The organism is Devosia nitrariae (genome assembly GCF_030160115.1).
Taxonomy (GTDB): domain Bacteria; phylum Pseudomonadota; class Alphaproteobacteria; order Rhizobiales; family Devosiaceae; genus Devosia; species Devosia nitrariae.
In genome coordinates, this window is the sequence record NZ_BSNS01000020.1 from 203,392 (window position 1) to 229,824 (window position 26,433).

Below are 26,433 nucleotides of genomic sequence, written 5' to 3' on the forward strand. Positions count from 1 at the left end.
TAGCTCGTGCTCCAGGATTCAGGTCCCGCCGTTGAGGAAAAACACCCGCATCCACTCGGTATAGGTCGCCTCGACGGCCATCATGGCGACGAACACCAGGATGAGCACCGGAGGCACGAGGATGGCGTAGGAGAGCGCCAGCCGCTCCCAGGCCATGTGCATGAAGACTGCGATGATGAGGCCGGCCTTCAGGAGCATCAGCGTAACGATCAGCCCCCAGCGCAACAGACCCTCGAAGTTGACGATGTCGACCATGTAGGAGCCGACCGACAGGACGAACAGCCAGATCCAGACCGTGAGGTAAAGCTTGATCGGATGCTGCTGGTGCTCCTCTTGCGGAACGGCGACGGTGTCGGTCGTGGCTGCATGATCCATGGCGCTCACCAGAGGTAAAAGAAGGCGAAAATGAAGACCCAGACAAGATCGACGAAGTGCCAGTAGAGGCCCATGATCTCGACCATCTCGTAGCGGCCCTTGCGGCCGGTCATGAATCCGGGCTTGCCGGTGTCGAAGTCGCCCTTCCACACCTTGCGGGCGATGATCAGCAGGAAGATCACCCCGATCGACACGTGTGTGCCGTGAAACCCGGTGATCATGAAGAAGCTCGCCCCGAACTGTTCGGCGCCGAAGGGATTGCCCCAGGGCCTGACCCCTTCCTGGATGAGCTTGGTCCACTCGAAGGCCTGCATGCCCACGAACATCGCTCCAAAAAAGGCAGTGATGAGCATCAGCACGGTGGTGCGCTTCTTGTCGCGTCGGTAGCCGTAGTTGACCGCCATGGCCATGGTGCCGCTCGACGTGATGAGCACGAACGTCATGATGGCGATGAGAAGCAAGGGGAAATGTGCGCCGGCGATCTCGAGCGCAAAGACTTCGCTGGCATTGGGCCAGGGTATGGTCGTCGACATGCGCGCGGTCATGTACGACAGAAGGAAGGTTCCGAAGATGAAGGTGTCGCTTAGGAGGAACACCCACATCATGACCTTGCCCCAGGAGGCGGTCTTGAACGAGCGCTGGTCCGAGGACCAGTCGTCGACGATGCCTTTCAGGCCCGGCTCGAGGGTCGGAGCCGCGTGCGGTTGCGTTGTGCCCGTGTCGCTCATCCGATGCCACTCCCCGACAGGATTTGTCCGCAGATCGAAAGGAACTCGCCGGCCCATCCGGAAAGCACCAGCAGCAGGATCACCCAGACGAACAGCATGAAAAGCCAGTAGGTGGCCGCGAGCTCGACGCTGAGACGTATGCGCTGCGTCTTGTCACCGTTCCAGATGCGCTCGAAGGTCCTGGCCAGCGCGAACATGCCGCCGATGACGTGGAGGCCGTGCGCGGCGGTCATCAGGTAGAAAAAGCTGACCGCCGGATTGGAGTTGACGAAATATCCGCCTGCCGCGAGCAGCCGCCAGGCGAAGAGCTGGCCGGCAAGGAAGGCCAGTGCCGCCGCGCTAGCGACGAGGACGCTCGTCCTTGCCCGGGCCAGGTCATCCTGTGTGATGCCGACGCGCGCCCATTCCAAAGCAAGGCTGGCGATGAGCAGGCAGAGCGTGTTGGGCCAAACGATCGCGGGCAGGGCGACCGCCTGCCAGTCGCCCATCTCGGCACGCAGGACATAGGCGCTGATAAGGAGCGCGAACAGCGATCCGACGACGGCGAGGAATACGCCGAGCCCGATCTGCGCTGCGGGCTGCCGCGGCGCATGGGCGATGGCGCCAGCCGCATCGGCGTGGAGCCATGGCTTGACCATGAGCCCCTGCCGGGCCAGCCACCAGCCCGCGGCAAGCGCCAGGACGGCGAGGAAAACGAGGATGGCACTCATGCCGGCGCCTCATGGGTTACGGTCGCCGGCTGGTTCTGCGGGATGAAATCCTCGGCCGCTCCGGGCACGCTGTAATCATAGGCCCAGCGATAGACGACCGGCAGTTCCTTGCCCCAGTTGCCGTGGCCCGGCGGCGTCTGCGGCGTCTGCCACTCGAGGCTTGTCGCCCGCCATGGATTGCTGCCGGCGTCCTTGCCGTGCTTCCAGCTCCAGAGCAGGTTGAAGACGAAGACGATCTGCGCAAAGCCCACGATAAACGCCATGATCGAGATGAACGCGTTGAGGCCAATAGCCGATTCCGGCATGAACATGATGTCCGAGGACTCGAAGTAACGCCGCGGTGCGCCCATCAGCCCGATATAGTGCATCGGAAAGAAGATGAGATAGGCGCCAAGGAACGTCACCCAGAAGTGGAACTTGGCCATCGTATCATCGAGCATGCGCCCGGTGACCTTCGGGTACCAGTGGTAGATCGCCCCGAAGATCACGAGGATCGGTGCCACGCCCATGACCATGTGAAAATGCGCAACGACGAACATTGTGTCCGAAAGCGGCACGTCGACGACGACATTGCCGAGAAAGAGCCCCGAGAGTCCGCCATTGACGAAGGTGACGATGAAGGCCAGCGCAAAGAGCATGGGGGGAGTGAAATGGATGTCGCCCCGCCAGAGGGTGAGGACCCAGTTGTAGACCTTGATCGCCGTCGGCACGGCGATGATCAGCGTCGTCGTGGCAAAGAAAAATCCGAAATAGGGGTTCATGCCCGAGACATACATGTGGTGCGCCCACACGATGAAGCTCAGGGCCCCGATGATGACGATGGCCCAGACCATCATCCGATAGCCGAAGATGTTGCGACGGGCGTGCGTCGAGATGAGATCCGAGACGATGCCGAAGGCGGGCAGCGCCACGATATAGACCTCCGGGTGCCCGAAGAACCAGAAGAGGTGCTGGAAGAGGATCGGGCTGCCGCCGCCATAGCTCATCTGCTCGCCGAACTCGACCAGCGTCGGCATGAAGAAGCTGGTGCCCAGAAGCTTGTCGAACAGCATCATCACCGCCGCAACGAACAGCGCCGGGAAGGCGAGCAGCGCCATGATCGTAGCAACGAAGATGCCCCACACCGTCAGCGGCATGCGCATCAATGTCATGCCGCGCGTGCGCGCCTGCAGGACAGTGACGGTGTAGTTGAGCCCACCCATGGTGAAGCCGGCAATGAAGAGGATCAGCGAAACGAGCATCAGGACGATGCCGCCCTGTTGGCCGGGCGTGTTCGAGAGGATCGCCTGCGGCGGATAGAGCGTCCAGCCTGCACCCGTCGGTCCGCCGGGCACGAAAAAGCTCGCGACCAGCACGATGACGGCAAGGAGATAGATCCAGTAGCTCAACATGTTGGCGTAGGGGAAGACCATGTCCCTGGCGCCGACCATCAGCGGGATGAGGTAATTGCCGAAGCCGCCGAGAAACAGGGCCGTCAGCAGGTAAACCACCATGATCATCCCGTGCATGGTGATGAACTGGTAGTAGCGCTCGGCATCTATGAAGGTGAAGACGCCCGGAAATCCGAGCTGCATGCGGATCAGCCAGGAGAGGACGAGCGCCACCGCGCCGATGGCGAGGGCCGTTGCCGCGTACTGCACGGCGATGACCTTGGCGTCCTGAGAAAAGACATAGGTACTCCACCAGCCATGGGCGTGCGGCAGCTCCATTTCCTCGATTTCGGCGGGCGGGGCACTCTCGCTCGCTTCATGGGGAATGTCGACCATAGATGTCTCCTCGATTCCTCCTCGTGAGGGGCTTGCCCCTCATGTCCTCGCCGCGCTCATGTGGAAAGGTCGGCGAACGTCATCTGCCCGGCCAGCCACTCGTCGTACTCCTCCTGGGTAACGACCGTGACGGTGCCGCGCATGTAGGAATGCCCCGTGCCGCAGAGTTCGGCGCAGAGGATCTCGTAAGTCCCGGTTTTGGTCGGCGTGACCCAGAAATAGGTGACCGAGCCGGGTATCATGTCCATTTTTGCCCGGAATTCCGGGACGTAGAAATCGTGCAGCACGTCGACCGAGCGCAACAGGAACCGCACCGGCCGATCAATCGGCAGCAGCAATTCGCCGCCTTCGATGACGAGATCGTCCTGCCCAGCCGGATCCTCGGGACTGATCCCCAGCGTGTTGTCGAAGCCGACCAGCCGGTTGTCCGCGGCGCCCAGCGTGCCGTCGGCACCCGGTAGGCGGTAGCTCCACAGCCATTGCTGGCCGATGACTTCCACGCTGGAGGCTTCGTCCGGCACGTCGACGAAAGTGGCCCAGACGAAGAGCCCGGGGGTGAGCATGGCGATGACGCCGACCGCGGTCAGCGCCGTCAGCCAACCTTCCAGGCGTTTGTTCTCAGGTTCATAGTGCGCCTTCTGCCCCTCCCGATGCCGGAAGCGCCAGAGGCAATAGGCAACGAACAGCACCACGGCGGAAAAGACGACGCCGGTGATGGCAAAGGTCAGCACCGTGGTGTCGTCGATATATCCCCAGTTGGAGGCGAGCGGCGTGAACCACCAGGGGCTCAAGAAATGAAACGCTGCCGACCCGACGACGATGAGTACCATGACGATGGCAAAAAACATCGTGCCTTCACCTCCCTTCCCGCGGGAGAGGCTCGAACGCCAGGACCAGCCCCAAGAGGTGATGTCCCAGCCAGCTTTGACAGCTGTCTATCGCCGATGTGGTCGTTCGCATGGCCACGCTCCTTGCATCACCCCTCCCGGTGACCTGTATGCTTGGAACAGACTCTAGGCACGACAGTAATCCGCAACCAAAGAGAGTCGCGGCATATAATCTTGAATGCTCACACTGACTTGATGGCTTGTCAATGCGAAGTTCTGCCGCGGAGGGGAATTATCCCCGCGACAGTATATGCCGGCGATTTATTGTGCGGGCGCCGTCATGTTTCCCTCTTCATCGAACTGGGCCAGATAGGCGATCACGTCTGTCCTGTCCTGGGCATCAGGAAGGCCCGGAAAGACCATCTTCGTACCCTGAACGACTTCTCGCGGCGCAGCGAGAAATTCATCGAGGCTCGCCGCGTCCCAGGTGATGCCGGAATTTTTCATGGCGTCGGAATAGTTGAAATCAGCGACACTGCCCGCCTGGCGGCCGACGACGCCGTTGAGAGCCGGCCCCACCATGTTGCGGGCATCCGGGCCCACGCGATGGCAGGACATGCACTTGCGGAACACCGTTTCGCCGTTCGCCGGGTCTCCGGTGAGCTCCTGCGCATGGCTGGAAAAAGGCGCCAGCATGGTCAGCATCAGGCCGACCGCACCGATCCGAAATCTCGAGGCTGCTTGCATACTCTCCTCCTCTCCTGGCAACGCGCGAAAGGACGAGACACTGCCGCCCTTCGCTTGACGCTGCGACAACGAGAATAGAAAGCCGACGACCCCTGTGTCCCTCCAGATCGGTGTCGGCCCGACGGTCGGCGCTTTATAGGCGCCGGTCTACAATCTCCCCGGTCAAACGATAGCCGACATTGAATCTTTTGCCAAAGCGGCAGAACGGCCTCGGGTCGTCCGCAACAGGCCCTGCCGCGCCTGTATCGGCTCTATGAGGCAATATGTCGCGGACGCCTTCGGGCCGGATTGGCCCGAGCCGAGGCATCTGCCGTGACCGGAAATTGCCCAATGCACGGCTAAAGCGAATGGGCTCAAGTCTCAGGCGGCTTTCTTCACCCGCGGCGCCCGTTTGCGCGCGGGCTTCATCGACTTGGCGGTGGCCTCGGCACGCTCAGCTATGGCCTTGAACCAATAGGTCTGGTCCTGCCCGGCCGGCCGTCCATCGGCTTCCCAGAGTTCGTACGCCCGGCGCTTGATCTCGTCTTCCATGGAACCGCTCCCCGGTTGATGCTCGACAGTGCGAGGGTGAGCCAGGAGGGTTACGGATGGTGAATGGGTGATTGATTGTGACCCGCCGGGGCGTCAGCCGCCTCGTGAGGGCGTGTCGGCGATGATACTGCGGATCTCGCCGGCAACGCTGTCGAGGATGACATTGACCGCCGCCACCGCCCCGTCCGCATCGCTGGCGAGGATCGCATCGGCAAGGGCGCGGTGCGGCGGAAAGGAGGCAAGTCCGAATTCGTCGCGACCGAACGGAGATTCGTGTGCCCGCTCCAGCGCCAGATCGAGGCGCGAGAGGATCTGGCCGAACATCGGGTTGCCTGAGGCATCGTAGATGGCGCCGTGGAAGGCGGCGTCGGCCTTGCGCCAGGGGCGGCGGGCGTCGACCTCGGCAAGCAGCAGCGCGCAGAGCTCGGAAATCTGACGGCGCTGGGCAGGAGTGGCATGGACGGTCGCCTTGCGCACAACGTCGTTCTCGAGCGCGCGGCGCACCTCGATGAGGCGCAGCAGCGCCTCGCCCTCGAGCCGCACCATGGTCGGCACCAGCCCGTGCGAGGTCTGCACGCGTGCGGTCAGATACGTGCCGTCGCCCTGGCGGCGCTTGATGATACCGAGGCCCTCCCAGCGGTTGAGCGCCTCGCGGATAGTCGAGCGGCCGACCCCGAGCGTTTCGGCGAGCGAGACTTCGGGCGGCAGGCGGTCGCCGATGCCAAGCCCCGCCCGCTCGATCATGTCGGCGAGGGCGTCGAGCACGGCCACGCCCCGCGCGCGGGTGTCGAGCGGCTCGAGATAGCTCAACGGGCTTTCACGTTTCACGCCCACTCCTCCTTGGACCGGCGAGGTGCCTTGTCCCGGCACCTTCACCACAGTTTCGCCGACTTGTCAGCCATCAGGCCATGAGCGTCGCTTTCATCTCGAGGTCGAGCAGTTCGGTCAGGGCGTCGAGCAGGAGATCCATCTGGGCCGGCGAGTTGTAGCCCTGCACCGAGAGCCGGGCGATGGCTCGGTTCCGCCATTTGAATACGGGCATTTCAATGCTGTACTTTTCCATCAGCGCCCGATGCACGGCCAGCGTGTCGCAGTCGGGAATAGGCATGGCAACGAGCTGCGGGGCGCAGAACTCCGGGCTCGACAGCGGTGCGAGATCGGTGCGTGCGGCAAGGCGCCGGGCCGTCTCCTGGGCAAGAGCCTGGCATCGTCGGGCCACCTCCGCCCAGTCGTGGTCCCGGCGGAAGGCAAGAGCTGCCGGGACAGTGAGCCAGGCGGCCGGGTCGCGCGTGCCCTGCATTTCGAGCTGGTCGACGAAAGGCGTGTTGCCGAAGGGACCAGTGACCCCCGGTACCTTATTGTCGGCGGTCCAGCCATGGCTGACGACCAGCGGATCGATCAGCTTCTGCAACTCGGGACGAACGTAGAGGAAAGCCGAGCCCTTCGGGCTCATCAGCCATTTATGGCAGTTTCCCGCATAGAAATCCGCGCCGAGCGCGTCGAGGCGGAGCGGGAGGTGCCCCGGGGTGTGGGCGCCGTCGATCACGGTATATATGCCGCGCTCGCGCGCCGCTGCGACAGCCCGCTCGATGGGAAACAGCAGGGCCGTGGGCGAAGTGATATGGCTGAGGTAGAGGACGCGCGTCCGATCGGTGAAGCCTGCAACAACCGTCTCGGTGAACTCTGCCTCGCTCACGAGCGGCAGCGGGATTTCGACCGTCACCACCTCGGCACCGGTCTGACGCACGATAAAGGCCCAGGTCTTTTCCAGCGCCGAATATTCGTGGTCGGTCGTCAGGATCTGGTCTCCGGGCTTTAGCTCGAGAGACCGGGCGACGAGATTGAGGGCGGCGGTGGCATTGGTTTGGCCGACGATGTTGTCGGGGTCGGTGCCGAGCTCGGCTGCGAGCGCCACGCGCGTGTCGCGCATCCGGGCCGTTGCCCCCCGCGCAGGATCGAAGAAAGCCACCGGCTGGCGCTCGAGCTCGAGCTGCCAGCGCTGATATGCCTCGAAGACCGGACGGGGGCAGGCGCCGTAGGAGCCGTGATTGAGGAAGACGACATCTTCGCGCAGCAGGAAGTGTCGGGCCAGGTTTTCAGACAATTCAGCGTCCCTTCAAGGTCGGATCGAGGGCATCACGCAGGCCGTCGCCGAAAAGCGTCGTGGTGAGCACGGTGACGGCGAGCGCCGCCGTCGGAAAGACGGCCAGATGCCAGTAGAAGAACATGAAATTCAGCCCGATGTTGATCATCTGCCCCCAGCTCGGTGTCGGCGGCGGCACGCCGATGCCGAGAAAGCTCATGCTGGCCTCCAGCATCATGGCGAGCGGGATGGCGAGGACGAAACCGACGATGATCGGGGAGACCGAATTCGGGATGAGGTGACGGCGGATGATGTACCAGGGCGAGGCCCCGAGCGCCTGGGCGGCGCGCACGAACTCTTTCTCGCGAAAGGCTTTGACCTGCGCGCGCACCAGAAGGCACACATTCACCCAGCCGAATAGCGCCGCGATGAAGACAATGGTGAAGAACCCGCCTCTGGTCAGCGCCCCCAGCAGCATGGCGGCAAGCAACGAAGGCACCACAGAGAAGAGCTCGATGATGCGCATGATGACCCAGTCGGTCTTACCGCCGAAATAGCCGGCCAGCGCCCCGAGTGGAATGCCGATGAGAACGCTGAACCCGGCCGCGGCAAAGCCGATGGTCAGCGACACGCGCGCCCCGTAGACGATGCGCGTATAGAAGTCGCGCCCGAGATCGTCGATGCCGAACCAGTGCTGCGAGGAGGGGAAGGCGAGCGCTTGCGTGAGGAAGAGCTGCGCATCGGGCGGCACCGGCGTGATCAGCGGAGCAAGGACCGCCATGACAATGAGAACGAGGAGCACACCGCCGCCGGCGAGCGCAGCCTTGTTTGAGGCGAAGCGCCGCCAGGCGAACCACAACGGGCTGCGCTGCCGGTAGGGAGTGGCTCCCGGCTCGGAAGCGGCGGCGGGCTCGAAGGCGACAGCCATCAGTGGTCGCCCCCGACACGGATACGCGGATTGAGCCAGGCATAGGCGATGTCGGCGAGGAAATAGGCGAGGCAGAACATCAGGGTGACCATCAGCACCAGGGCCATCTCGAGCGGATAGTCGCGCGCCTCGATGCTGGAGACGAAATAGGCACCGAGTCCGGGCACGCGGAACATGGTTTCAACGAAGATCGAACCGGTGGCCGTGCCGATGAACATCGGCAGGAACACGGTGACCATGGGGATCGCCGCATTGCGCAGCACGTGCTGGAAGATGATGCGGTTCTCGCTCAGTCCCTTTGCCCGCAGCACGGTGACGAACGGCCGGTTGAGGCAGTCGAGCATGGCCGAGCGCGTATAGCGGGCGTAGGTCGCGATCGGGATCGCGGCATAGGCGGCGATCGGCAGGATCCAGCGGTCGGGGCTGCCCCATCCGCTCGCCGGCAGCCAGTCGAGCCAGACGGCAAAGACCAGGATCAGCAGCATCGAGATCACGAACACCGGGATGGTCAGGCCAAGCGTGGCGAAGGTCGAGGCGAAATAGTCGATGATGGAATTGCGGTTCAAGGCGGCGGCCATGCCGAGGAGGATGCCGAGCGGTGCGCCGAGGATGACGCCGAGCCCACCGAGCACTAGGCTCGGCACCCAGGCGCGGGAGAGAAGCTGGATGACCGATTCCCCGGGGCTCTGATAGGGCACGCCGAAATCGAAGTGCAGAACGCCCCACATGTAGTTGAGGTACTGGACATGGAGCGGCTGGTCGAGCCCGAGGCGGGCCATCAGCTTGGCGCGCACGGCCTCGGAAACCGGCATGTCGTTGCCGTCGAACGGGCCGCCAGGGATGGAATGCATCATCAGGAAGATGATGACCGAGACGACGAAGAAGGTGAGGGCGACCGAGATCAGCCGGCGGATGATGTAGAGCAACATTCCTGCATCTCCTCCTAGGGTGTCACGATGGCGGCGACGCGGTGGCCCGGGCCGATCGAAACAAGCTGCGGCGTCTGGGACGGTTCGGCCGCCTCAGGGAGTTCCGAGCGAGCCAGGCGCGGCGTTGCCGCCTCGATCTCCTCGACGCTCAGAAACCGGCGCACGCGCCGGTCGCGTGGGTTGGCGGCCGGAATCGCGTCGAGCAGTGCGCGCGTATAGGGATGGCGGGCGTCGCTGAAAATGGCTTCGGTTTCCGCCTCTTCGACAACCTGGCCGCGATACATGACAACGACACGGTCGGTCAGCGACCGGACGACGGAAAGGTCGTGGCTGATGAAGAGGATGGAAAGATCCATCTCCTCCTGCAGATCCTGCAGGAGGTTGATGATCTGGGCCTTGACCGAGACGTCGAGCGCCGAGGTCGGCTCGTCGGCAATGAGGACCGTTGGCTTGAGTATCAGCGCCCGGGCGATGGCGACGCGCTGGCGCTGGCCGCCCGAAAGCTCGTGCGGATAGCGCCCGCCATAGCTGCGGTCGAGCCCGACCCGCTCCAGCCAGGAAAGCGCTTCATCGGTCTGCTCGCGCGGCGAGCCGACCCCGTGGATGTCGAGCGGTTCGGCGACGATCTGGGCGAGCGTCATCATCGGGTCGAGCGCTGAATAGCTGTCCTGGAAGACGACCTGCATCTGTCGGCGGACGGGTTTCAGGCCCTTGTGGTCGAGCTGTGAGATATCGACCCCGTTGACGAGGATGCGACCGCTCGTCGGCTTGACGAGACGCAAAGCCATCATCCCCGTCGTCGTCTTGCCCGAGCCGGATTCACCCACGAGCCCCACGATGCTGTTGCGGGCAATGGTCAGGCTCACGCCGGCGACGGCGGCATGCCTGCGGTAGGACGGGATGAGCCCACCGCCTGCCTTGATGAGATAGTCCTTGCTGACGTTGCGCAGCTCCAGAGCCGGAACGGTCATTGGAGCCTCCAGCACGCGGCTTCACGGCCGGGCGTCAGCACATCGAACGCCGGCATGGCGCGGGCGCAGCCGGCATCGGCGAGGCTACAGCGCGGATGGAATGGGCATCCTGAGGGCGGATTGGCCGGATTGGGCGAGGCTCCCTTTATCTCGGTCAGACGCCGGCGCCCGCCGATCTGGCCGGGCATGCTGGCGAGCAGCGCTCTGGTGTAGGGGTGCTTGGGATCATCGAAGATCGCCTCGACCGGTCCCTGTTCCATGATCTTCCCGCCATACATGACGACGACGCGGTCGACGGTCTCGGCAACGACTCCGAGATCGTGGGTGACCATGACCAGGCCCATGCCGAACTCAGCCTGCAGCTCCTTGATGAGCTGCAGGATCTGGGCCTGGATAGTGACGTCGAGCGCCGTCGTCGGCTCATCGGCAAAGAGGATTTTGGGCCGGCAGGAGAGGGCCATGGCGATCATCGCGCGCTGCAGCATGCCGCCGGAAAGCTGATGGGGATAGTAGCCGAGTACAGTCTCGGCGTTCTTGATCTCGACCCGCCGCAGGAGGTCCGCCGCCTCGGCACGAGCTTCTGGTTTCGAGACCCGGCGATGGGCACGGATGGTCTCGATGATCTGGTGGCCGATGGTGAAGACCGGATCGAAGGCGGTCATCGGGTCCTGGAAGATCATAGCCGCGGCCCGCCCGCGCAGGCTCGCGAGTGTCCTGCGGTCGGCCGCGAGCACGTCGGTACCGGCGAGTTCTAGCCGATCTGCGGCGATCCGGGCTTGTGGCTCTCGCAGGAGCCGCATCACCGCCATGCAGGTGACCGATTTGCCCGAGCCGGATTCGCCCACGATCCCGACGCTTTCACCCTCGGCCACGTGGAGATTGACGCCGCGCACCGCCTGGACCTGCCCTTCATACTGGCTGAAGGTGACCGTCAGTCCGCTGATGTCGACAAGGTTCATCCGTCCGCCCTGAGCTGGGGTTCCCGGCCGCAGGGCCGGAAACCAGGTTTTGCCTCGAGGCTACTTCGTGATGTGGGTGAAGAAATAGTGGCCGAGACGTTCGGCCGGCGTGAATCCTTCCGCATTGGGCTGGGCGGCCTCGCCCGCGAGCGCATCGCTGTAGACCGACGTGGTGATCGGATGCACCAGCGGCACGATCGAGGCGTTATCGATCAGCACCTGCTCGGCCTGCTCGTAGAGTTCGAGACGCTCTTCCCAGTTCGGATTGGCGTCGGCGGCCGCGACCAATTCGTCATATTCGGGCACATGATGGTCGTGGCGACCGCCATTGTAGAAGATGCCGAAGAAGTTCGATGGGTCGAGATAGTCGTACTCGTAGGGTGCGATGAAGATGTTGTTCTCCTTGTTGAGGAGGCCTTGCATCCAGTCCTGGCCGGGCAGGACGCGGATGTTCATGGTGATGCCGAGGATTTCCTTGAACTCAGCCTGCAGGTACTGGGACATGGCGGGAATGATGGCGCCGTTGTAGCCGCCTTCCTCGCGGTACCAGATCTCGATCTCGGGAAATCCTTCGCCATTGGGATAGCCGGCCGCCGCCATGTGCTCCCTAGCCTTGTCCGGGTCGAACACGGCCTGGGCGACGGTGTCGGGGTTGTAGCCGGGGTAACCGGGCGCAAGGATCGAGCCGGCAGGAATGGCGATGTTTCTAAGAACGGTCGACGTCAGTTCATCGCGATCGATCGCATAGTAGAAGGCCTTGCGCACGTCGAGATTGTCGAAGGGCGCCGACGCCAGGTCGAACGAGATGTAGGAAACGGCGAACACCGCATTGGTGCGGATGCCATCCGGGAACTGCGCCTGCGCAACCGGCACCTGGCCGGCATTGAGGGTGGTGTAATCGACTTCGCCGGCTAGGAAAGCTGGAAGGCCGACCTCTGGCGCGGCGAGAGTCGGGTCGACCTCGAGCCGGTCGACCTGAGGCTGCCAGGGCGCGGTGTAGTCCGGGTTCTTGGTCAGGACGACGGAGTTGTTGGACTTCTCCCAGCTCTCCAGCAGGAACGGCCCCGACGAAACTACGGTGTCGACATTGAGCGCCCAATCGTCGCCGAGTTCGTCGACCTTGTGCTTGGGCACGGGATACCACAGGCTGACGACGCTCGGCAGGTAAGGTTTCGGCGCCGTGGTCGTGACTTCAATGGTCTTGTCGTCCACGGCCCTGAGGCCGAGCTCGGAGACATCCATCGTGCCTTCAGTGACTTCCTTCCAGTTCTGGATGCCCCCAGCGAAGTCCCAATACCAGGCGAAATCATACCCCGTGCTGGCTGCGCGCTGCAGGGCGAAGACATAGTCCTCGGCAGTGAGCGGCTCACCATCGCTCCACACCAGTCCGTCCCGCAGTTGGAACGTCCAGGTCAGCCCATCCTCGGACTGGCTCCAGCTTTCGGCGGCAAGGGCGGTCAATTCATAGTCCTTGTCGAAGCTGGTCAGCGGCACTTGCAGCAACTCGGCAAAGGTGGCGCGGGCATAGACCGTCTTCATGTAATCCATGTAGGTGCCGCTGGTGTCTCCGCCGGGCGCGACGACAGTGGTTTGCGCCAGCGCCGACGTGGACAACGCTGCCGTCATCGCCAGCGCGCTGGCCACAGTGAGCAGTGCTTTCATGAGGTTCCCTCCTGTTGAGCCAAGTCTTGAAGAGCCAAGTCCCGGCGTCCCTGTTGTGGCGGCGTCACCAGGGGGGTGCCGCAATCCTGAGGCCGCCATTCTTCGACCGACCGGCTTCCCTCCCGATCTGTCGAATGACATATGTCTGACAAATTCCTGTCTGCGTGACAAGAGCGCGACGCGGGCCTGATGCCGGAAATTTGCGCTCCGTGTCCACTGGCTTAGAATTTAGGCAGCTGTCGGACCGATCACCGAACTCTATCACTGACGCGAGGAATTCGAATCCACATTCGGGCCGTTGTAGTTAGCTTGCGGCTCAGTGGAGGAGACACATGAGACGACCGAATCTGCTGCTCATCACCACCGATCAGCAACACTACAAAGCGCTGGGCGTGCACGACCCCAAGCTGAAGACTCCCAATCTCGACCGGCTGTGTCGGGAAGGAACCCGTTACGATCGGGCCTATTGCCCGGCGCCCGTCTGCACGCCGTCGCGCGCCAGCATCATCACGGGACAGTATCCCTCCCATCACGGCGCCTGGACGATCGGCGTCAAGCTGCCCGAGGACGTCCCGACGCTGGGGGACGCGCTGATTGCCGCCGGCTATTCGACCGCGTTGATCGGCAAGGCGCATTTCCAGCCGCTGGCATCGGCGCCCGGGTCGGAATCGCTCGAGTGCCAGCCGGTCCTGCGCGACCTCGATTTCTGGCGTGGCTTCAATCGCGTCTGGTACGGGTTCGAGCATCTGGAACTGGCGCGCAACCACGCCGACGAAAGCCATGCCGGTCAGCACTACGCCATCTGGCTGGAAGAGCAGGGGCTCTCGGACTGGAGGGATTATTTCCAACCGGTTGCCGGCGAAACTTCGCGCAAGGCGCCAAGGGTGGTCGGTCGCGGGGGATATCTGCGCCAGGACAGGTCCTGGCAACTCCCGGCCGAGCTGCACTATACCCACTGGACCGGCGAGCGAACGCTCGCCTATCTCGACGCCCAGGCCGGAGCGGACAAGCCCTTCTTCCTCTGGGCCAGCTTCCACGACCCGCACCCGCCCTATACGCTGAGCGAGCCGTGGGCCTCGATGTATGACCCGGCCGACATGGACGTCGATCAGGTGACGCCCGGTGAGCACGACCGCAACCCACCGCATTTCGCCAAGACGCAGCAGCCAAGTCCCGATTTCGGCGACTGGCATAAGCCCTTCAACGCCCATGGCTGCGAAAGTCACCTCTATCCCGTCGAGGAACTGAAGAAGGACAAAGCGACCTATTACGGCATGATGAGCTTCCTCGATGCTGAGATCGGTCGCATCCTGGACAAGCTGGACGCATTGGGACTGACCGAGGATACGCTTGTAGTGTTCACCACCGATCACGGCCATTTCCTCGGGCAGCATGGTCTCATCGCCAAGGGCCCGTTCCACTACGAGGACATGCTGCGCATCCCCATGATCGTGCGCCAGCCGGGGGCCGTGCCGGCGGGCAGGGTGTCAGACGATTTGCAGAGCCTCGTCGACCTGGCGCCCAGCTTCCTCGACGCCGCGGGCTTGCCGGTGCCGGGGCAGATGCAGGGCGTTTCCCAGTGGGAGAACTGGCGCGGAGGGGCCCGCGCCCGTGATTTCGTGCTGTGCGAGAACCGGCACAACCCGGTGATGCCACACGTAGAGACCTATGTGGATGCAAGGCATAAGATCACTGTTTATCGCGAAGCTGACTTCGGGGAGATCTTCGACCTTGTCGAGGATCCAGGCGAGATCTGCAATCTCTGGTCAGAACCTCAGGCCGTGGGCCTCAAGGCCGAGCTCCTGCAAAAGATGGTCCAAGCGGTCATGCGCTCCGAGCCGACGCGCATGGCGCGGATTGCTGGCGCTTAGCGGAAGGCGGCGGTCCGGTCCATGGTCCGGACCGAGCTCTCGAGCCGCCATTCGAGCAGCCGCCGGCGCAACTCGCCAATGCGCGGCTGTGCGGCAGAGTCATCCCACCGGTTGTCGACTTCCGTGGGATCGGCGGCAAGGTCGAAATACTGCCCCTCTTCGGAGCCGAGGAACAGCACGGCCTTCTCGGTCCTGGTGCGGATCATGCTGATCAGGCGGGTGTCGGCCATGGCGACGTCACCGGCCTGCTCGCAGAACACCGCGTCGCGTCCGGTCCAGGCCTCGCCCTCGAGCGCCGGCAGCAGGCTCTGCGCCTCGAAGTCGGCAGGTGGGGTGATGCCGGCGAGGTCCAGGATGGTGGGGCCGAAATCGAAGAGCTGGCAGAGCCCGTCGAGCCGCCGGCCGCCGGCAAACCGCCCGGGCGCCCAGACGATTGCCGGAACACGGGTGACCATGTCGTACATCGACCATTTCTGCGACAGGCCGTGCTCGCCGAGGTTATCGCCATGGTCGGACATGAAAATGACGACGCAGTTGTCGAGATAGCCTCGCTGGTCGAGCGTCTCGATCAGCCGGCCGACCTGCTCATCGATCAGGGTGACGTTGCCGTCGTAATGGGCCCTGAGGCGCCGCAGCTGCTCGTCGCTGGGGTCCAGCGACCAAGCGATGGCATCGTGATCGATCTCGACGTCGTGCACCCGCTTGGCCTTGAGCCCCACGGGCAGCGCGTCGAGCTCAGCTTGCGTGACCGTCGGGACGGGCAGGTCGGGCTTGTCGAGATAGGCCTGCGCATATCGTGCCGGCGGATCGTAGGGCGGGTGGGGACCGGGGAAGCCGATCTGCATGAACAGCGCTTCCGGCCTGGGCCGGGTCTCCAGCCACCACTTGGCCGTCTCGGCAACGAAGACGTCCGAGTGCTGCCGGTCCTCGAGCGGCCAGTCGAAGGCGCCGAGGCGGTCGCGATAGTCGGGCAGGGACCGGTAGCCGGCGCGTGAGGGCTTGATGGCGCCCTGGTGGGTGAGGGATTTATCCCACTCATCGGCGAACCATCGCCCCTCATAGAAGCGATCCTTGTTCTCGACGACGAACCGCTCGTGGAAGCCGGCCGGGGCGTCGTAGGGGATGGTGTGCATCTTGCCGACGTTGACGCAATGGAAGCCGGTCTGCGCCAGCAGCTCGACCCAGGTGCGGCCCCATGTCTGGCCGTTGCGCAAAACGCCCGAGCTGTGCGGGCTGTAACCCGAGAACAGGGCCGCGCGGCTCGGCACGCAGCTCGGTGCGTTGACAAAGCAGTTGTCGAACGAAACCCCTTCGCGCACCAGCCGATCGAGATTGGGCGTCTCCATATGACCGGCGCCCAGCGCTCTTATGGTGTCGAAGCGCTGCTGGTCGGTCATGACGAGAACGATATGCGGACGGCTGTACGTCACCTGACGGCATCCTTGTCGATATTTTCACGCGTGCGGGAGAGAAGGGCGAGCATGGCATTGCGCGCGCCCTCCGCGTCGCCCGCCTCGATGGCGGTCAACACCGCCTCGTGCAGCGGGATCGAGGGCCCGGGGGCCTCGCGGTGGCGCAGCGAGATGCGGATGAAGGCGGCGAGCGCCGCCTCGATCATCCCACCGAACGCCATCATGAACTCGTTGCCCGACGCGGCGAGGATCGCCTTGTGGAAGCGCAAGTCCGGCGCGGCGAAGCGCTGTCTATCGGCCCCGGCCGCGACCATCTCGCCGAAGGCCGTACGGATTTCGGCGATCATACTTTTGTCCTGATGCGTAGCCGCTGCTGCTGCCGCCGCCGGCTCGACCGCCTCGCGCAGGGCCAGGAGATCGACGGCAAAACCGAATTCGGGACCACTCTCCAGCCGCCAGCTCAACAGTTCCCGGTCGAGCATCTGCCATTCGGCGCGCGGGCGCACGCGGGTGCCGGCCTTCTTGCGCGCCTCGACCAGCCCCTTGGCCGCCAGCGACTTGAGCGCCTCGCGCACCAGGTTGCGGCTGGCGGCGAACTGCAGGGCGAGTTCGATCTCACCGGGGAGGGTAGCCCCGGGCGGATATCGTCCCGACAGGATCTCCTTGCCCAACTGGCGAGCGATTGCTGCAGCGCCTGTCTCCTGGACGACAGCTTCGGTTCGAAAGGACAAATCAACACCCTTGAATTTATGTTGGACATAATCGATTATGTAGGACATAAAATCAAGTGACGATCATGTGTTGGAGGAGGAGCATGTCACGCCGGATTCTCCACGTTCGCAAAATAGTCGGCGCAGAGGTCGAGCAGCCTTTGCAGCGGCTCGTACTGGGCGATCGCGCGCCGGTAGCGCGCGCCGGAAGGAGACGTGCGGCGACCCATTTCGAGGGGAATGGGCCTGATGAGCCGGCCGGGGAGGCCAAGCACCGAAACGTCGGGCAGAATGCAAAGATAGTCTCCATCCTGGAGCAGCCGCATGACTGCAAGCAGCGACATCGAGCGAACCCGCACCGGGGGCGCCGAGCCGGTGCGTTCCACGATCGCGTGCAGCGTCTCGGCTTCGTAGATCGGATCGGCCGTGTAGACGATCCAGGGATAGTCGAGCACAGCCATATAGTCGTCCGGCGCGCAGGATTGGATGGGATGATCGGCGCGCGCGATGATGCGGTCCCGCACGGTGGTGAAGGCCCGGGTGGCGAGCTGGTCGTTGTCCCGCTCATGCACGTAAAGACCGCCGAATGTCACGTCGATACGTCCCTCGAGCAGCAGTTCCGAGGCAACCGATTCCATGGCGCCCTGGTTAAGCTCGATGGTGAGGTTAGGGTGGATCCGGTGCAACTGACCCATCACCGATGGCAGGACGACCGCCGACCACAGCGGACCCGCGTTGATCCGCAAGCGTCCTTCCGCGCCGGGATTGCCGCTCGCAAGCTCATGCTCGGCCAGTTCCCAATCCCGCGACAGGCGCGAGATGATGGACAGGAGCCGCAGCCCGAAACCTGTCGGCCTGACGCCCCGAGCATGCCTTTCCAGCAGCGGCTGGCCGTAGGCCTGTTCGAGCTGGCCGAGCGAACGGGAGAGCGCCGGCTGGGTGATGTTGAGCACTTCGGAGGCCTTGCGCACGCTACCGGCCTCGGCGATCGCCTGGAAGCGGAACAGCAGGTTCATTCGGTCGAGCATAGCGATAAACTTTCGGTATCAGCTGCACCCACAATGGCATTTGTTTTCTATAGCTGCAATTGCTACCCGAAGATCGCGGCGAAGGCCAAGACGGTGATCAATCCGTGCCGGGCCGCAGGCGAAGACGTAGGCCAGGAGCGTGGTAGGAGGAGCCCGAAAGATGCAGCCAGACAAGTCCTGCTGTCGCCGCCCATCGAAACAATCTAGGGCGAGCGCGCTTCGTTTGCCCCTTGCAAGGGAGAGGAACCCATGAAGAGAGCCCCATTTCCATCCATGAGCCGCCGCAGCTTCCTGGCAGGCTCGACCGCGCTCGGCGCTTTGGCGCTGACCGGCGCCGGCCGCGCGTTGGCCCAGGAGTTCGGCATTCCCGAACCGATCGCGCCGATCTCCGCCGATGGTCCGTTCCGCTGGATCGACAGCGGCGACCAGAAGGCCGTGTTCTTCCGCGAGTTCTTTGCCCAGTATGCGCAGGAGCGTGGCATCGAGGTCGTCTATGACGGCCTGCCATGGAACGAGATCAACCAGGTTCTGCCGCTCGGCATCCGCAACAACACCGCCCAGGACGCCTTCTGCCTGCCGCTGAATATGCCGCCGGCTTATGCCGTCAACGAAGGCTGGGTCCAGCCGCTCGACGACCTGATCCCGGATATCGAGAGCTGGAAAGCAGGATTCCCCGACGGCGCGTTCCTCGACGGCTTGAACGTCTTCGATGGCAAGACCTATGGCCTGCCCTACACGTCGGCACGCGTCACCAGCGCCCATGTTCTCTATAATCGCCAGTACCTCAACGATGCCGGCTTCGACCCCGAAGAGACGCCGCTGACTTGGGAGACCTTCCGCGAGGCTGCACGCAAGGTGACTGAGAACAATGCCGGTCGGGCTTATGGCTTGATCATGGGCGGCAATCAGGTGAACCGCTGGGCCGACATCACCCGTGCATTCGCCCAGATGGCGGGCCAGCCCTGCGGCGATACCTCAATCGGTCTCGGTATCGATTTCCGTACCGGTGAGGTTGTCTTCGACAGCGACGAATTCGTCGGTGCCGTCGAGCTGCTGCTGGCGATGAACACGGACGGTTCGATCTTCCCGGGCATCATGAGCCTCAATGCGCCGCAGGCGCGTGCCATGATGCCGCAGGGTGCTGCAGGCCTCATCCTCCAGGGCCCATGGAACGTGCCGCAATGGGAGCGCGAGAATCCGGACTTCGACTTCGGGCTCGCTCCGACGCCGGCGCCCGAAGGCACAACGGGTACCAATCTCATCGCCGGCGGTCTCGCCTCGCAGGCCAACACCATGTTCATCAACGCTAGGTCGAAGAACGCTCAGATCGCCGCTGACGTGTTCCACTACCTCGGCACCGAGCAGGGCCAGATCCAGTGGGGCAACGTCGTCGGACCGTCCGATCCGCCGGTCTTCCCGGCAGCGGCGGCGCAGTCGCGCATGTCAGAACGTTCAAAGCGGGCGCTTGCCATGTTTGAGGACCTGATCAAAGTTGGCCCCAATCCCTTTGCCCGCAATCCGGAACTGGCTGCCGTCGCCAGTGTCTACCAGGAGCCAACGCCGAGCCTGGCGCTGACCGTCCAGGGGCTGTTCACCGCCCAGGCGAGCGGTATCAGGGAGCAGTTGACGGCGCTGACCTCGGCCACCAATCAGGCGCTGGATGCCGCCTTCAAGACCGCGCAGGAAAGCGGGGCTCAGGTCAGCCGCGACGATCTCGTCTTTGGCAATTGGGATCCGAGCAGAGACTATGTCACTGCCGATTACCAGGCGCTCTAAGCCTTCCTCCCAGGGAAATGGCCTGTCCGCCGCTCGGCGGGCAGGCCATGATGACAAGAGTTTCGCGATGGCAACCACTTCCTCCACGGCCACGCGGCCGGCCTTTGCCGCGCGACTTTGGCAGAGCCGGATAGATTATCTGTTCCTTGTGCCGGGCATGCTGATCTTCGGCATGTTCATCCTCTATCCCCTGTTCGCCTCCCAATACTTCTCGCTGCTGCGCTGGTCGGGGTTTGACGCCAATCAGACATTCATCGGGCTGGCCAACTATGCCGAGCTGCTGACCGACAAGTATTTCTGGGATGCGTTCGGACGATCTTTCCTCTTCACATCGAGTACGGTGCCGATCCAGATGCTGGTGTCGCTCGTCTTCGCCATCATACTCAACGACAAGCTGCTGAGACTCTCGGCGCTCTTCCGCACACTCATCTTCCTGCCGGTCGTTACGCCCGTTGCCGTCATCGGCATTGTCATGAGCATTATCCTCAGCCCTTTCAACGGGCCGATCAACCTGGCCATGCTCGATCTGCAGCTCCTTGCCCGGCCGCTCGACTTCCTCGGCGATCCCAAGCTCGTGCTCTGGACCCTGGCCGCCATCTATGTCTGGAAGTGGGTCGGGGTGACCATGGTCTATTGGCTGGCGGCGCTGCAGACCGTACCTGCCGAACTCTACGAGGCGGCAAGGTTAGATGGCGTCAAGAGCTGGCAGATGACCCTCTTCGTCGTCCTGCCCATGATCATGCCGTTCGCCATCGTCATTGCACTGATCTCGGCGATCAGCGCGCTCAACGTCTTCCCGCTGGTCCAGGCGATGACCCAGGGCGGGCCTTATTTCGCCTCGGAAGTCATGGAGGTCTACATCTTCCGCAACGCCTTTGCCACGGCCGGCGCGATCCCGCGCCTCGGCTATGCCAGTGCCGCAGGCGTTTTCTTCGGAGCTTCCATCATGGGCTTGACCATCCTGCAGATCCTGGCCGTCCGGCATTTGCGCAACCGGGAGAAGACCAATGGCCGCTGAGGCTGTCGAAGGCATCCGCCAGCCGCTTGTCACGCCGCGCGTCCGCCGCTGGCTGGTCTCGGCCGGGCTGGCGGCCGTGTGCTGCATCTGGATCTATCCCTTGTTGTGGATGGTCTCGGCGTCGCTCAAGTCCAACGCGATGATCTTCGCCAACGAGGGCCTGGTCCCCAGCCAGCCGACCTTCGAGAACTATGTGAAGGCCTGGAACCAAGCCAACATCGGCGCCTATTTCTTCAACACGCTCTTTGTCACCGTCGGCTCGGTGGCGATCGTCACCATCTCAACGGCCATGATGGGCTATGTGCTGGGACGCCGCCGGTTTCCCGGGCGCGGGCTGATTTTCGCCCTCATCATCTTCACGATCTTCGTGCCCCAGGGCTACACCATCATTCCCGTGTTCGATCTCCTGACACGCCTCGGGATCGGTCAATCGCTGTGGGGCGTGATGCTGGCGACCTCCGGTGGCTCGTTCGTCATCTTCGTGCTGCTCTTTGCCGGCTATTTCAGCCAGATGCCCAACGAGCTCGAGGAAGCCGCCAAGATGGACGGCGTCGGGTTCGTCAAGACCTTCTGGTACGTGATGCTCCCGCTCTCACGCCCGATCATCGTGACCGTCGTGGTCATGCAGACGCTTTATGCCTGGAACGACTTCCTGCTTCCCTTAGTCGTCACCCTCGCTAATCCCGCCATCCGTACCCTTTCGGTCGGGGTCTATGCCTTCAAGGGCGAGAACTTCGTCGACTGGGGCGGCATGACCGCGGCCTCCACCATCACCATCCTGCCGGTGGTGATCCTATTCCTCTTCCTCCAGCGCTACTTCATCGACGGGCTCGCGGGCGCCGTCAAAGGCTGACCGCGTCGTCGAATACGGAGATTCCCCATGTCTGGCCTAAGCCTCCAGAGCGTCAAAAAGAACTATGGCGCAACGCCCGTGATCCACGGTGTCGATATCGAGATCGAAAAGGGCGAATTTGTCGTCTTCGTCGGCCCCTCCGGCTGCGGCAAGTCGACCTTGCTGCGCATGATCGCCGGGCTCGAGGAGATCACCGCGGGCGACGTCTATATCGGAGACCAGCGGGTCAACGACGTCGACCCGTCGCACCGGGGCGTCGCCATGGTTTTCCAGACCTACGCGCTCTACCCGCATATGAGCGTCGAGCAGAACATGGGTTTCGGCCTGCGGATGAACGGGCGCCCAAGGCAAGAGGTCGCGGCCCGCGTCGCCGAGGCGGCGCGTATCCTGCAGATCGAGGAGTTGCTGGACCGCAAGCCGCGCCAGCTCTCGGGCGGCCAGCGCCAGCGCGTCGCTATCGGCCGGGCCATCGTGCGCGATCCGGAGGTCTTCCTTTTCGACGAGCCGCTCTCCAACCTTGACGCCGAGCTGCGCGTTGCGACCCGCCTCGAGATTGCCAAGCTCCATCGCCAGCTCGGCGGCTCCACCATGATTTATGTGACGCACGATCAGGTCGAGGCGATGACCCTGGCCGACAAGATCGTGGTGCTGAGGAAGGGCGTGGTCGAACAGATCGGTGCGCCCATGGATCTCTACGACAAGCCCGCCAACCTCTTCGTTGCCGGTTTCATCGGTTCGCCCAAGATGAACTTCCTCGATGTTACCGTCTCCGACGGTAGCGTCGTGCTCAAGGACGGCAGCAGCCTGGCCCTGACAGGTACGACCAAGGCGGTGCCCACGGTCCTCGGCATCCGGGCCGATCAGATGCGTCTCGCATCGGCGGGCGAAGGGGCCTTCTCGGGCGAGGTCAGCGTGGTCGAAAGGCTCGGCGACGCCGAGTTCGTCTATGTGCGAACCGCTTGGGACCAGGAGATCGTCGTGCGGGTCGAGGGAGGCTCCAACACGCCCGTTGGCACTACCGTCGGCGTTGTCCTCAGCGGACGCACCCACTTCTTTACTGGCGACGGCCTCGCCATCGAAGGCCTATCGCTCACCCGCAACTGAATTTGTCCCTTTAGCTCCAAGGTATCTGACCGTGCAGCCCAACATCCTCTTCATCATGTCGGACGATCACGCCGCCCAGGCGATTTCCGCCTATGGCAGCGGGCTCAACCACACGCCCAACCTCGACCGGCTGGCCGAGGAGGGCATGCGGCTCGACAATTGCTACGTCACCAATTCGATCTGCACGCCGAGCCGCGCCGCCATCCTGACCGGCACCTACAACCATGTGAACCAGGTCACCACCCTCGACACCCACATCGACAATCGCCTGCCCAATGTTGCCAAGCACCTGCGCCAGACCGGCTATCAGACGGCCATCTTCGGTAAATGGCATCTGGGCGAGGGCAGGGCGCACGAGCCGACAGGGTTTGATGAATGGGCGGTGGTGCCGGGGCAGGGACAATACTACGATCCGACCTTCATCGACCGGAACGGTCCCAAGGTCCATCCGGGCTACGCCACCGATATCATCACCGATCTCAGCCTCGATTTCCTCGAGCGCCGCGACCGGTCCCGGCCGTTCTTCCTGATGTGCCACCACAAAGCGCCTCACCGCAACTTCGGCTGTCATCCCAAGCATGCCTCGCTCTACGAGAACGAGGACCTGCCTCTGCCCGAGAGCTTCAACGACGACTACGCCAACCGCGCCGCGGCCGCCGCGGCGGCCAAGATGCGCATCAAGTCGGACATGACCTATGACGACCTCGGCCTCGTGCAGCCCGAGGGCGGCAGCGAGGTCGGCAATCTGATGTTCCCCCATCCCATGGTCAACAACCGCAAGGTTCCTGAGCTCGAACCCGGCGACACGCTGACCCTGATCGACGCTGCAACCGGCAAGAACTTCACCTTCACCGATCCAAGGGAACTCGCCGAGTTCAAATACCAGCGCTACATCAAACGGTACCTGCGCACTGTCGCATCGATCGACGAGAATGTCGGGCGCATGCTCGACTATCTCGACGAGGAGGGTTTGGCCGACAACACGATCGTCATCTACACCTCCGATCAGGGGTTCTTTCTCGGCGAGCACGGATGGTTCGACAAGCGCTTCATGTATGAGGAATCGCTGCGGATGCCGTTCCTGGTCCGCTATCCGAAAGCGATCGCGCCCGGGAGCGTTTCCGCCCGTATCGCCATGAATGTCGATTTCGCGCCGACCTTCCTCGACTATGCTGGCGCGCCCATTCCGAGCTACATGCAGGGCACCAGCATGCGACCACTGCTCGAAGACGCCGCCGGCGGCGACTGGCAGGATGTCGCCTATCACCGGTACTGGATGCACAAGGACTTCATCCACAACGCCTTTGCTCACTACGGCGTGCGCGACTCGCGCTACAAGCTCATCTACTGGTACAACGATCCCCTGGATCAGCTCGGCGCCTTTTCGGGCGAGGAGCCGCCCGAATGGGAGCTCTTCGATTGCCAGGAGGACCCGTTCGAGCTCCACAACCGCGCCGGCGATCCGGCCTACCGTGAGGTCTTCGTGCGCATGCTGGCAAAGCTGGACGCCAAAATGGCGGAAATCGGCGATCTGCCCGAGCACGACAGCCGGGTAGTGCTGGCCGGGGTTTAGCTAGGAGTCCCAATGTCCTGCTGTGCACCGTCGCGCGACGGCGAGACAATTGACCGGCCTGCTACGGCCGCCACGGTCGTGCCCGGTTCAGTCGACGAGCCCGAGCGCGTCTTCTTTCCCGCCGCGCAGAGCTTTGTCGGGACCGATCGCCCTATGATCGAAGCTGATGGGGAAGGCCCGCGCCGACCGGTCCGACTGGCGGCCTTTCGGTTGGAAGCGACGACGGTGACCAATGCGCGCTTTGCCCGCTTCGTCGCCGAAACCGGTTACGTGACTGAAGCTGAACGCTTCGGCTGGGCACCGGTCTTCCGCGGCCTCTTGCCCAAGGAGAGCAATCTGCCTCCCTCGCAGGGGCCGGTGCCGTGGTGGGTCAAAGTCGATGGTGCCTGCTGGTCGGCGCCCGAGGGCCCCGGGTCGCACGTCAGCGATCGCATGGATCATCCGGTGGTTCAGGTCTCCTGGTCCGACGCCCGGGCGTTCGCCGCCTGGTGCGGCGGCCGCTTGCCGACTGAGGCCGAATGGGAGCTCGCCGCGCGCGGCGGGCTCGAGAACCCGCGCTTTCCTTGGGGCGACGCGGAGCCTGACGACGAAACCATCTATGCCAATATCTGGCAGGGAGTTTTCCCGCATACCAATACAGAGGTTGACGGCTATCTCGGCACCAGCCCGGTCAAAGCTTTCGAGCCCAATGGCTCCGGCCTTTTCGGCATGGCCGGCAACGTCTGGGAGTGGACCGGCGATGCCTTCCGCATACGCTCGCTTTCGCGCCAGGCGAAGGCCCGCAATGACAATGCCCAGAGTACCCAGGAAAAGGTGATGAAGGGCGGCTCCTTCCTCTGCCACATCAGCTATTGCTACCGCTACCGCATCGCGGCCCGCTCCGCGCTAACCGCGGAATCCTGTGCGAGCAATACCGGCTTCCGCATTGCCTATGATGGGTGAGGGCCGTTCAGCCGCGATCAGGAGACCGCGGCGATCAACGCCTTCAACTGGTCCATCTCCTCGCCGGTGAGATCCGTGAGCGGCGGCCGCACTGGACCCGCTTGGCGCCCGCGCGCGGCAAGGCCGGCCTTGATGATCGAGACCGCATATCCCTTGCGGCGGTTGCGCAACTGCACCAACGGAAAGAAGAAATCCCTCAGCAGTCGGTTGGTGGTGGCGTTATCTCCGGCGCTCAGGCTCTTGAAGAAGGTCTGCGCCAGGTCCGGCACGAAATTGAACACCGCCGAGGAATAGGTCGTCACGCCCGCGGCGAAATAGGCTTGCGCATAGAGCTCATGGGTCGGCATGCCGCCGATATAGACGAGCCGGTCCTGGAGCTTGGTGGTGATCTCGATGACCCGGTCGACCTCGCCATAGCCGTCCTTGAAGCCGATGAGATTGGGGCATTGATCCGCCAGCCTCTGCAGGCTCTCCGCAGTCAGGACACAGTTGTCGCGATTGTAGACGACGACACCGATGCCGACCGCGTCGCACACGGCCTTCACATGCGCCATCAGCCCCTCCTGTTCGGCGAACATGAGGTAGGGGGGCAGGAGCAACAGGCCATCGGCCCCGGCGGCCTCGGCCGCCCGGGCCATCTCGACGGCCAACGCCGTGCCATAGGCGGCGCCACCCACGATGGGGGTCTTGCCGGCGCTGGCCTTGGCGATCTTGGTGACATGGGCCGCTTCCGCCGGCGTCAGCGAAAAGATCTCACCTGTGCCGCCCGGCGCGAACAGCACCGCGGCGCCGAAGCCATCGAGCCAGTCGATATGCGCGCGATATGCATCTTCGTCGATGGCGAGTTCAGGGGTGAACGTGGTGACGGGAAAGGAGAGCAGGCCGCTGCCAAGCGCGATCTTGATTTCATTGGGCGTCATGAACGGTGTT

Annotated in this window: 25 protein-coding genes; 7 read left to right on the forward strand and 18 right to left on the reverse strand. The window is 63.5% G+C overall.

Annotated features, from left to right (window positions below):
• Window positions 1–18: 18 nt before the first annotated feature.
• The 14 genes from QQK18_RS18200 to QQK18_RS18265 all read right to left on the reverse strand — a co-directional run bounded on the left by QQK18_RS18200 (window position 19) and on the right by QQK18_RS18265 (window position 13,216).
• The gene (locus tag QQK18_RS18200) at window positions 19–375 is read right to left on the reverse strand and encodes a cytochrome C oxidase subunit IV family protein (protein ID WP_284341787.1); all 357 of its coding nucleotides are present in this window, start codon (window positions 373–375) and stop codon (window positions 19–21) included.
• Window positions 376–380: 5 nt separating this feature from the next.
• Window positions 381–1,103: a heme-copper oxidase subunit III family protein gene (locus tag QQK18_RS18205; protein WP_284341788.1), complete on the reverse strand. Its 723-nt coding sequence runs from the start codon at window positions 1,101–1,103 to the stop codon at window positions 381–383.
• Window positions 1,100–1,813: a cytochrome c oxidase subunit 3 gene (locus tag QQK18_RS18210; RefSeq protein WP_284341789.1), complete on the reverse strand. Its 714-nt coding sequence runs from the start codon at window positions 1,811–1,813 to the stop codon at window positions 1,100–1,102. Before QQK18_RS18210 ends, QQK18_RS18205 begins: the two co-directional genes overlap by 4 nt.
• Window positions 1,810–3,579, reverse strand: coding sequence for a cbb3-type cytochrome c oxidase subunit I (locus QQK18_RS18215; protein ID WP_284341790.1), 1,770 nt, complete (start codon window positions 3,577–3,579; stop codon window positions 1,810–1,812). The genes QQK18_RS18210 and QQK18_RS18215 overlap by 4 nt, the downstream gene beginning before the upstream one ends.
• Window positions 3,580–3,635: 56 nt before the next feature.
• Window positions 3,636–4,427, reverse strand: a complete 792-nt coding sequence (coxB, locus tag QQK18_RS18220; protein ID WP_284341791.1) for a cytochrome c oxidase subunit II — start codon at window positions 4,425–4,427, stop codon at window positions 3,636–3,638.
• 300 nt (window positions 4,428–4,727) lie between these two features.
• Window positions 4,728–5,111, reverse strand: a complete 384-nt coding sequence (locus QQK18_RS18225) for a c-type cytochrome (RefSeq protein ID WP_284341792.1) — start codon at window positions 5,109–5,111, stop codon at window positions 4,728–4,730.
• Between the two features lie 402 nt (window positions 5,112–5,513).
• Window positions 5,514–5,684 carry a DUF2934 domain-containing protein gene (locus tag QQK18_RS18230; protein ID WP_284341793.1) on the reverse strand — a complete coding sequence of 57 codons (171 nt, stop codon included), beginning with the start codon at window positions 5,682–5,684 and terminating at the stop codon, window positions 5,514–5,516.
• Between the two features lie 93 nt (window positions 5,685–5,777).
• Window positions 5,778–6,512, reverse strand: a complete 735-nt coding sequence (locus QQK18_RS18235) for a FadR/GntR family transcriptional regulator (RefSeq protein WP_284341794.1) — start codon at window positions 6,510–6,512, stop codon at window positions 5,778–5,780.
• Window positions 6,513–6,585: 73 nt separating this feature from the next.
• Window positions 6,586–7,788, reverse strand: a complete 1,203-nt coding sequence (locus tag QQK18_RS18240; protein ID WP_284341795.1) for an aminotransferase class V-fold PLP-dependent enzyme — start codon at window positions 7,786–7,788, stop codon at window positions 6,586–6,588.
• A 1-nt stretch (window position 7,789) separates the two neighbouring features.
• Window positions 7,790–8,695: an ABC transporter permease gene (locus QQK18_RS18245; protein WP_284341796.1), complete on the reverse strand. Its 906-nt coding sequence runs from the start codon at window positions 8,693–8,695 to the stop codon at window positions 7,790–7,792.
• Window positions 8,695–9,624: an ABC transporter permease gene (locus QQK18_RS18250; RefSeq protein ID WP_284341797.1), complete on the reverse strand. Its 930-nt coding sequence runs from the start codon at window positions 9,622–9,624 to the stop codon at window positions 8,695–8,697. The genes QQK18_RS18245 and QQK18_RS18250 overlap by 1 nt, the downstream gene beginning before the upstream one ends.
• A gap of 14 nt (window positions 9,625–9,638) precedes the next feature.
• A complete protein-coding gene (locus QQK18_RS18255) occupies window positions 9,639–10,595 on the reverse strand; it encodes an ATP-binding cassette domain-containing protein (RefSeq protein ID WP_284341798.1) in 957 nt (318 codons plus the stop codon).
• Window positions 10,592–11,554, reverse strand: a complete 963-nt coding sequence (locus QQK18_RS18260) for an ABC transporter ATP-binding protein (RefSeq protein ID WP_284341799.1) — start codon at window positions 11,552–11,554, stop codon at window positions 10,592–10,594. Before QQK18_RS18260 ends, QQK18_RS18255 begins: the two co-directional genes overlap by 4 nt.
• A gap of 60 nt (window positions 11,555–11,614) precedes the next feature.
• Window positions 11,615–13,216: a peptide ABC transporter substrate-binding protein gene (locus tag QQK18_RS18265; protein WP_284341800.1), complete on the reverse strand. Its 1,602-nt coding sequence runs from the start codon at window positions 13,214–13,216 to the stop codon at window positions 11,615–11,617.
• A gap of 332 nt (window positions 13,217–13,548) precedes the next feature.
• On the opposite strand from QQK18_RS18265, the gene QQK18_RS18270 reads away from it, so the two are divergent.
• On the forward strand, window positions 13,549–15,087 hold the full coding sequence (locus QQK18_RS18270) for a sulfatase family protein (RefSeq protein ID WP_284341801.1): 1,539 nt from the start codon (window positions 13,549–13,551) through the stop codon (window positions 15,085–15,087).
• Here the strand turns inward: QQK18_RS18270 and QQK18_RS18275 are convergent.
• The 3 genes from QQK18_RS18275 to QQK18_RS18285 form a co-directional block, all read right to left on the reverse strand.
• A complete protein-coding gene (locus tag QQK18_RS18275; protein WP_284341802.1) occupies window positions 15,084–16,517 on the reverse strand; it encodes a sulfatase family protein in 1,434 nt (477 codons plus the stop codon). The two genes, QQK18_RS18270 and QQK18_RS18275, sit on opposite strands and share 4 nt — an antisense overlap.
• Window positions 16,514–17,230, reverse strand: coding sequence for a FadR/GntR family transcriptional regulator (locus QQK18_RS18280; RefSeq protein WP_284341803.1), 717 nt, complete (start codon window positions 17,228–17,230; stop codon window positions 16,514–16,516). Before QQK18_RS18280 ends, QQK18_RS18275 begins: the two co-directional genes overlap by 4 nt.
• Before the next feature lie 86 nt (window positions 17,231–17,316).
• A complete protein-coding gene (locus tag QQK18_RS18285) occupies window positions 17,317–18,237 on the reverse strand; it encodes a LysR family transcriptional regulator (RefSeq protein WP_284341804.1) in 921 nt (306 codons plus the stop codon).
• A gap of 249 nt (window positions 18,238–18,486) precedes the next feature.
• Between QQK18_RS18285 and QQK18_RS18290 the strand changes: the two genes are divergently transcribed.
• The 6 genes from QQK18_RS18290 (at window position 18,487) to QQK18_RS18315 (ending at window position 25,503) form a co-directional block, all read left to right on the forward strand.
• Window positions 18,487–20,013 carry an ABC transporter substrate-binding protein gene (locus QQK18_RS18290; protein ID WP_284341805.1) on the forward strand — a complete coding sequence of 509 codons (1,527 nt, stop codon included), beginning with the start codon at window positions 18,487–18,489 and terminating at the stop codon, window positions 20,011–20,013.
• A 67-nt stretch (window positions 20,014–20,080) separates the two neighbouring features.
• Window positions 20,081–21,031, forward strand: coding sequence for a carbohydrate ABC transporter permease (locus QQK18_RS18295; protein ID WP_284341806.1), 951 nt, complete (start codon window positions 20,081–20,083; stop codon window positions 21,029–21,031).
• Entirely contained in the window at window positions 21,021–21,884 is an 864-nt protein-coding gene (locus QQK18_RS18300; protein ID WP_284341807.1) for a carbohydrate ABC transporter permease, read from the forward strand. Before QQK18_RS18295 ends, QQK18_RS18300 begins: the two co-directional genes overlap by 11 nt.
• Before the next feature lie 27 nt (window positions 21,885–21,911).
• Window positions 21,912–22,988, forward strand: coding sequence for an ABC transporter ATP-binding protein (locus QQK18_RS18305; RefSeq protein WP_284341808.1), 1,077 nt, complete (start codon window positions 21,912–21,914; stop codon window positions 22,986–22,988).
• A gap of 25 nt (window positions 22,989–23,013) precedes the next feature.
• Window positions 23,014–24,561, forward strand: coding sequence for a sulfatase family protein (locus tag QQK18_RS18310; protein ID WP_379995926.1), 1,548 nt, complete (start codon window positions 23,014–23,016; stop codon window positions 24,559–24,561).
• A gap of 12 nt (window positions 24,562–24,573) precedes the next feature.
• On the forward strand, window positions 24,574–25,503 hold the full coding sequence (locus tag QQK18_RS18315) for a formylglycine-generating enzyme family protein (protein ID WP_284341809.1): 930 nt from the start codon (window positions 24,574–24,576) through the stop codon (window positions 25,501–25,503).
• A 17-nt stretch (window positions 25,504–25,520) separates the two neighbouring features.
• Here QQK18_RS18315 and kdgD read toward each other — a convergent pair whose 3' ends face one another.
• Window positions 25,521–26,423, reverse strand: a complete 903-nt coding sequence (gene kdgD, locus QQK18_RS18320; RefSeq protein ID WP_284341810.1) for a 5-dehydro-4-deoxyglucarate dehydratase — start codon at window positions 26,421–26,423, stop codon at window positions 25,521–25,523.
• Between the last annotated feature and the right edge of the window lie 10 nt (window positions 26,424–26,433).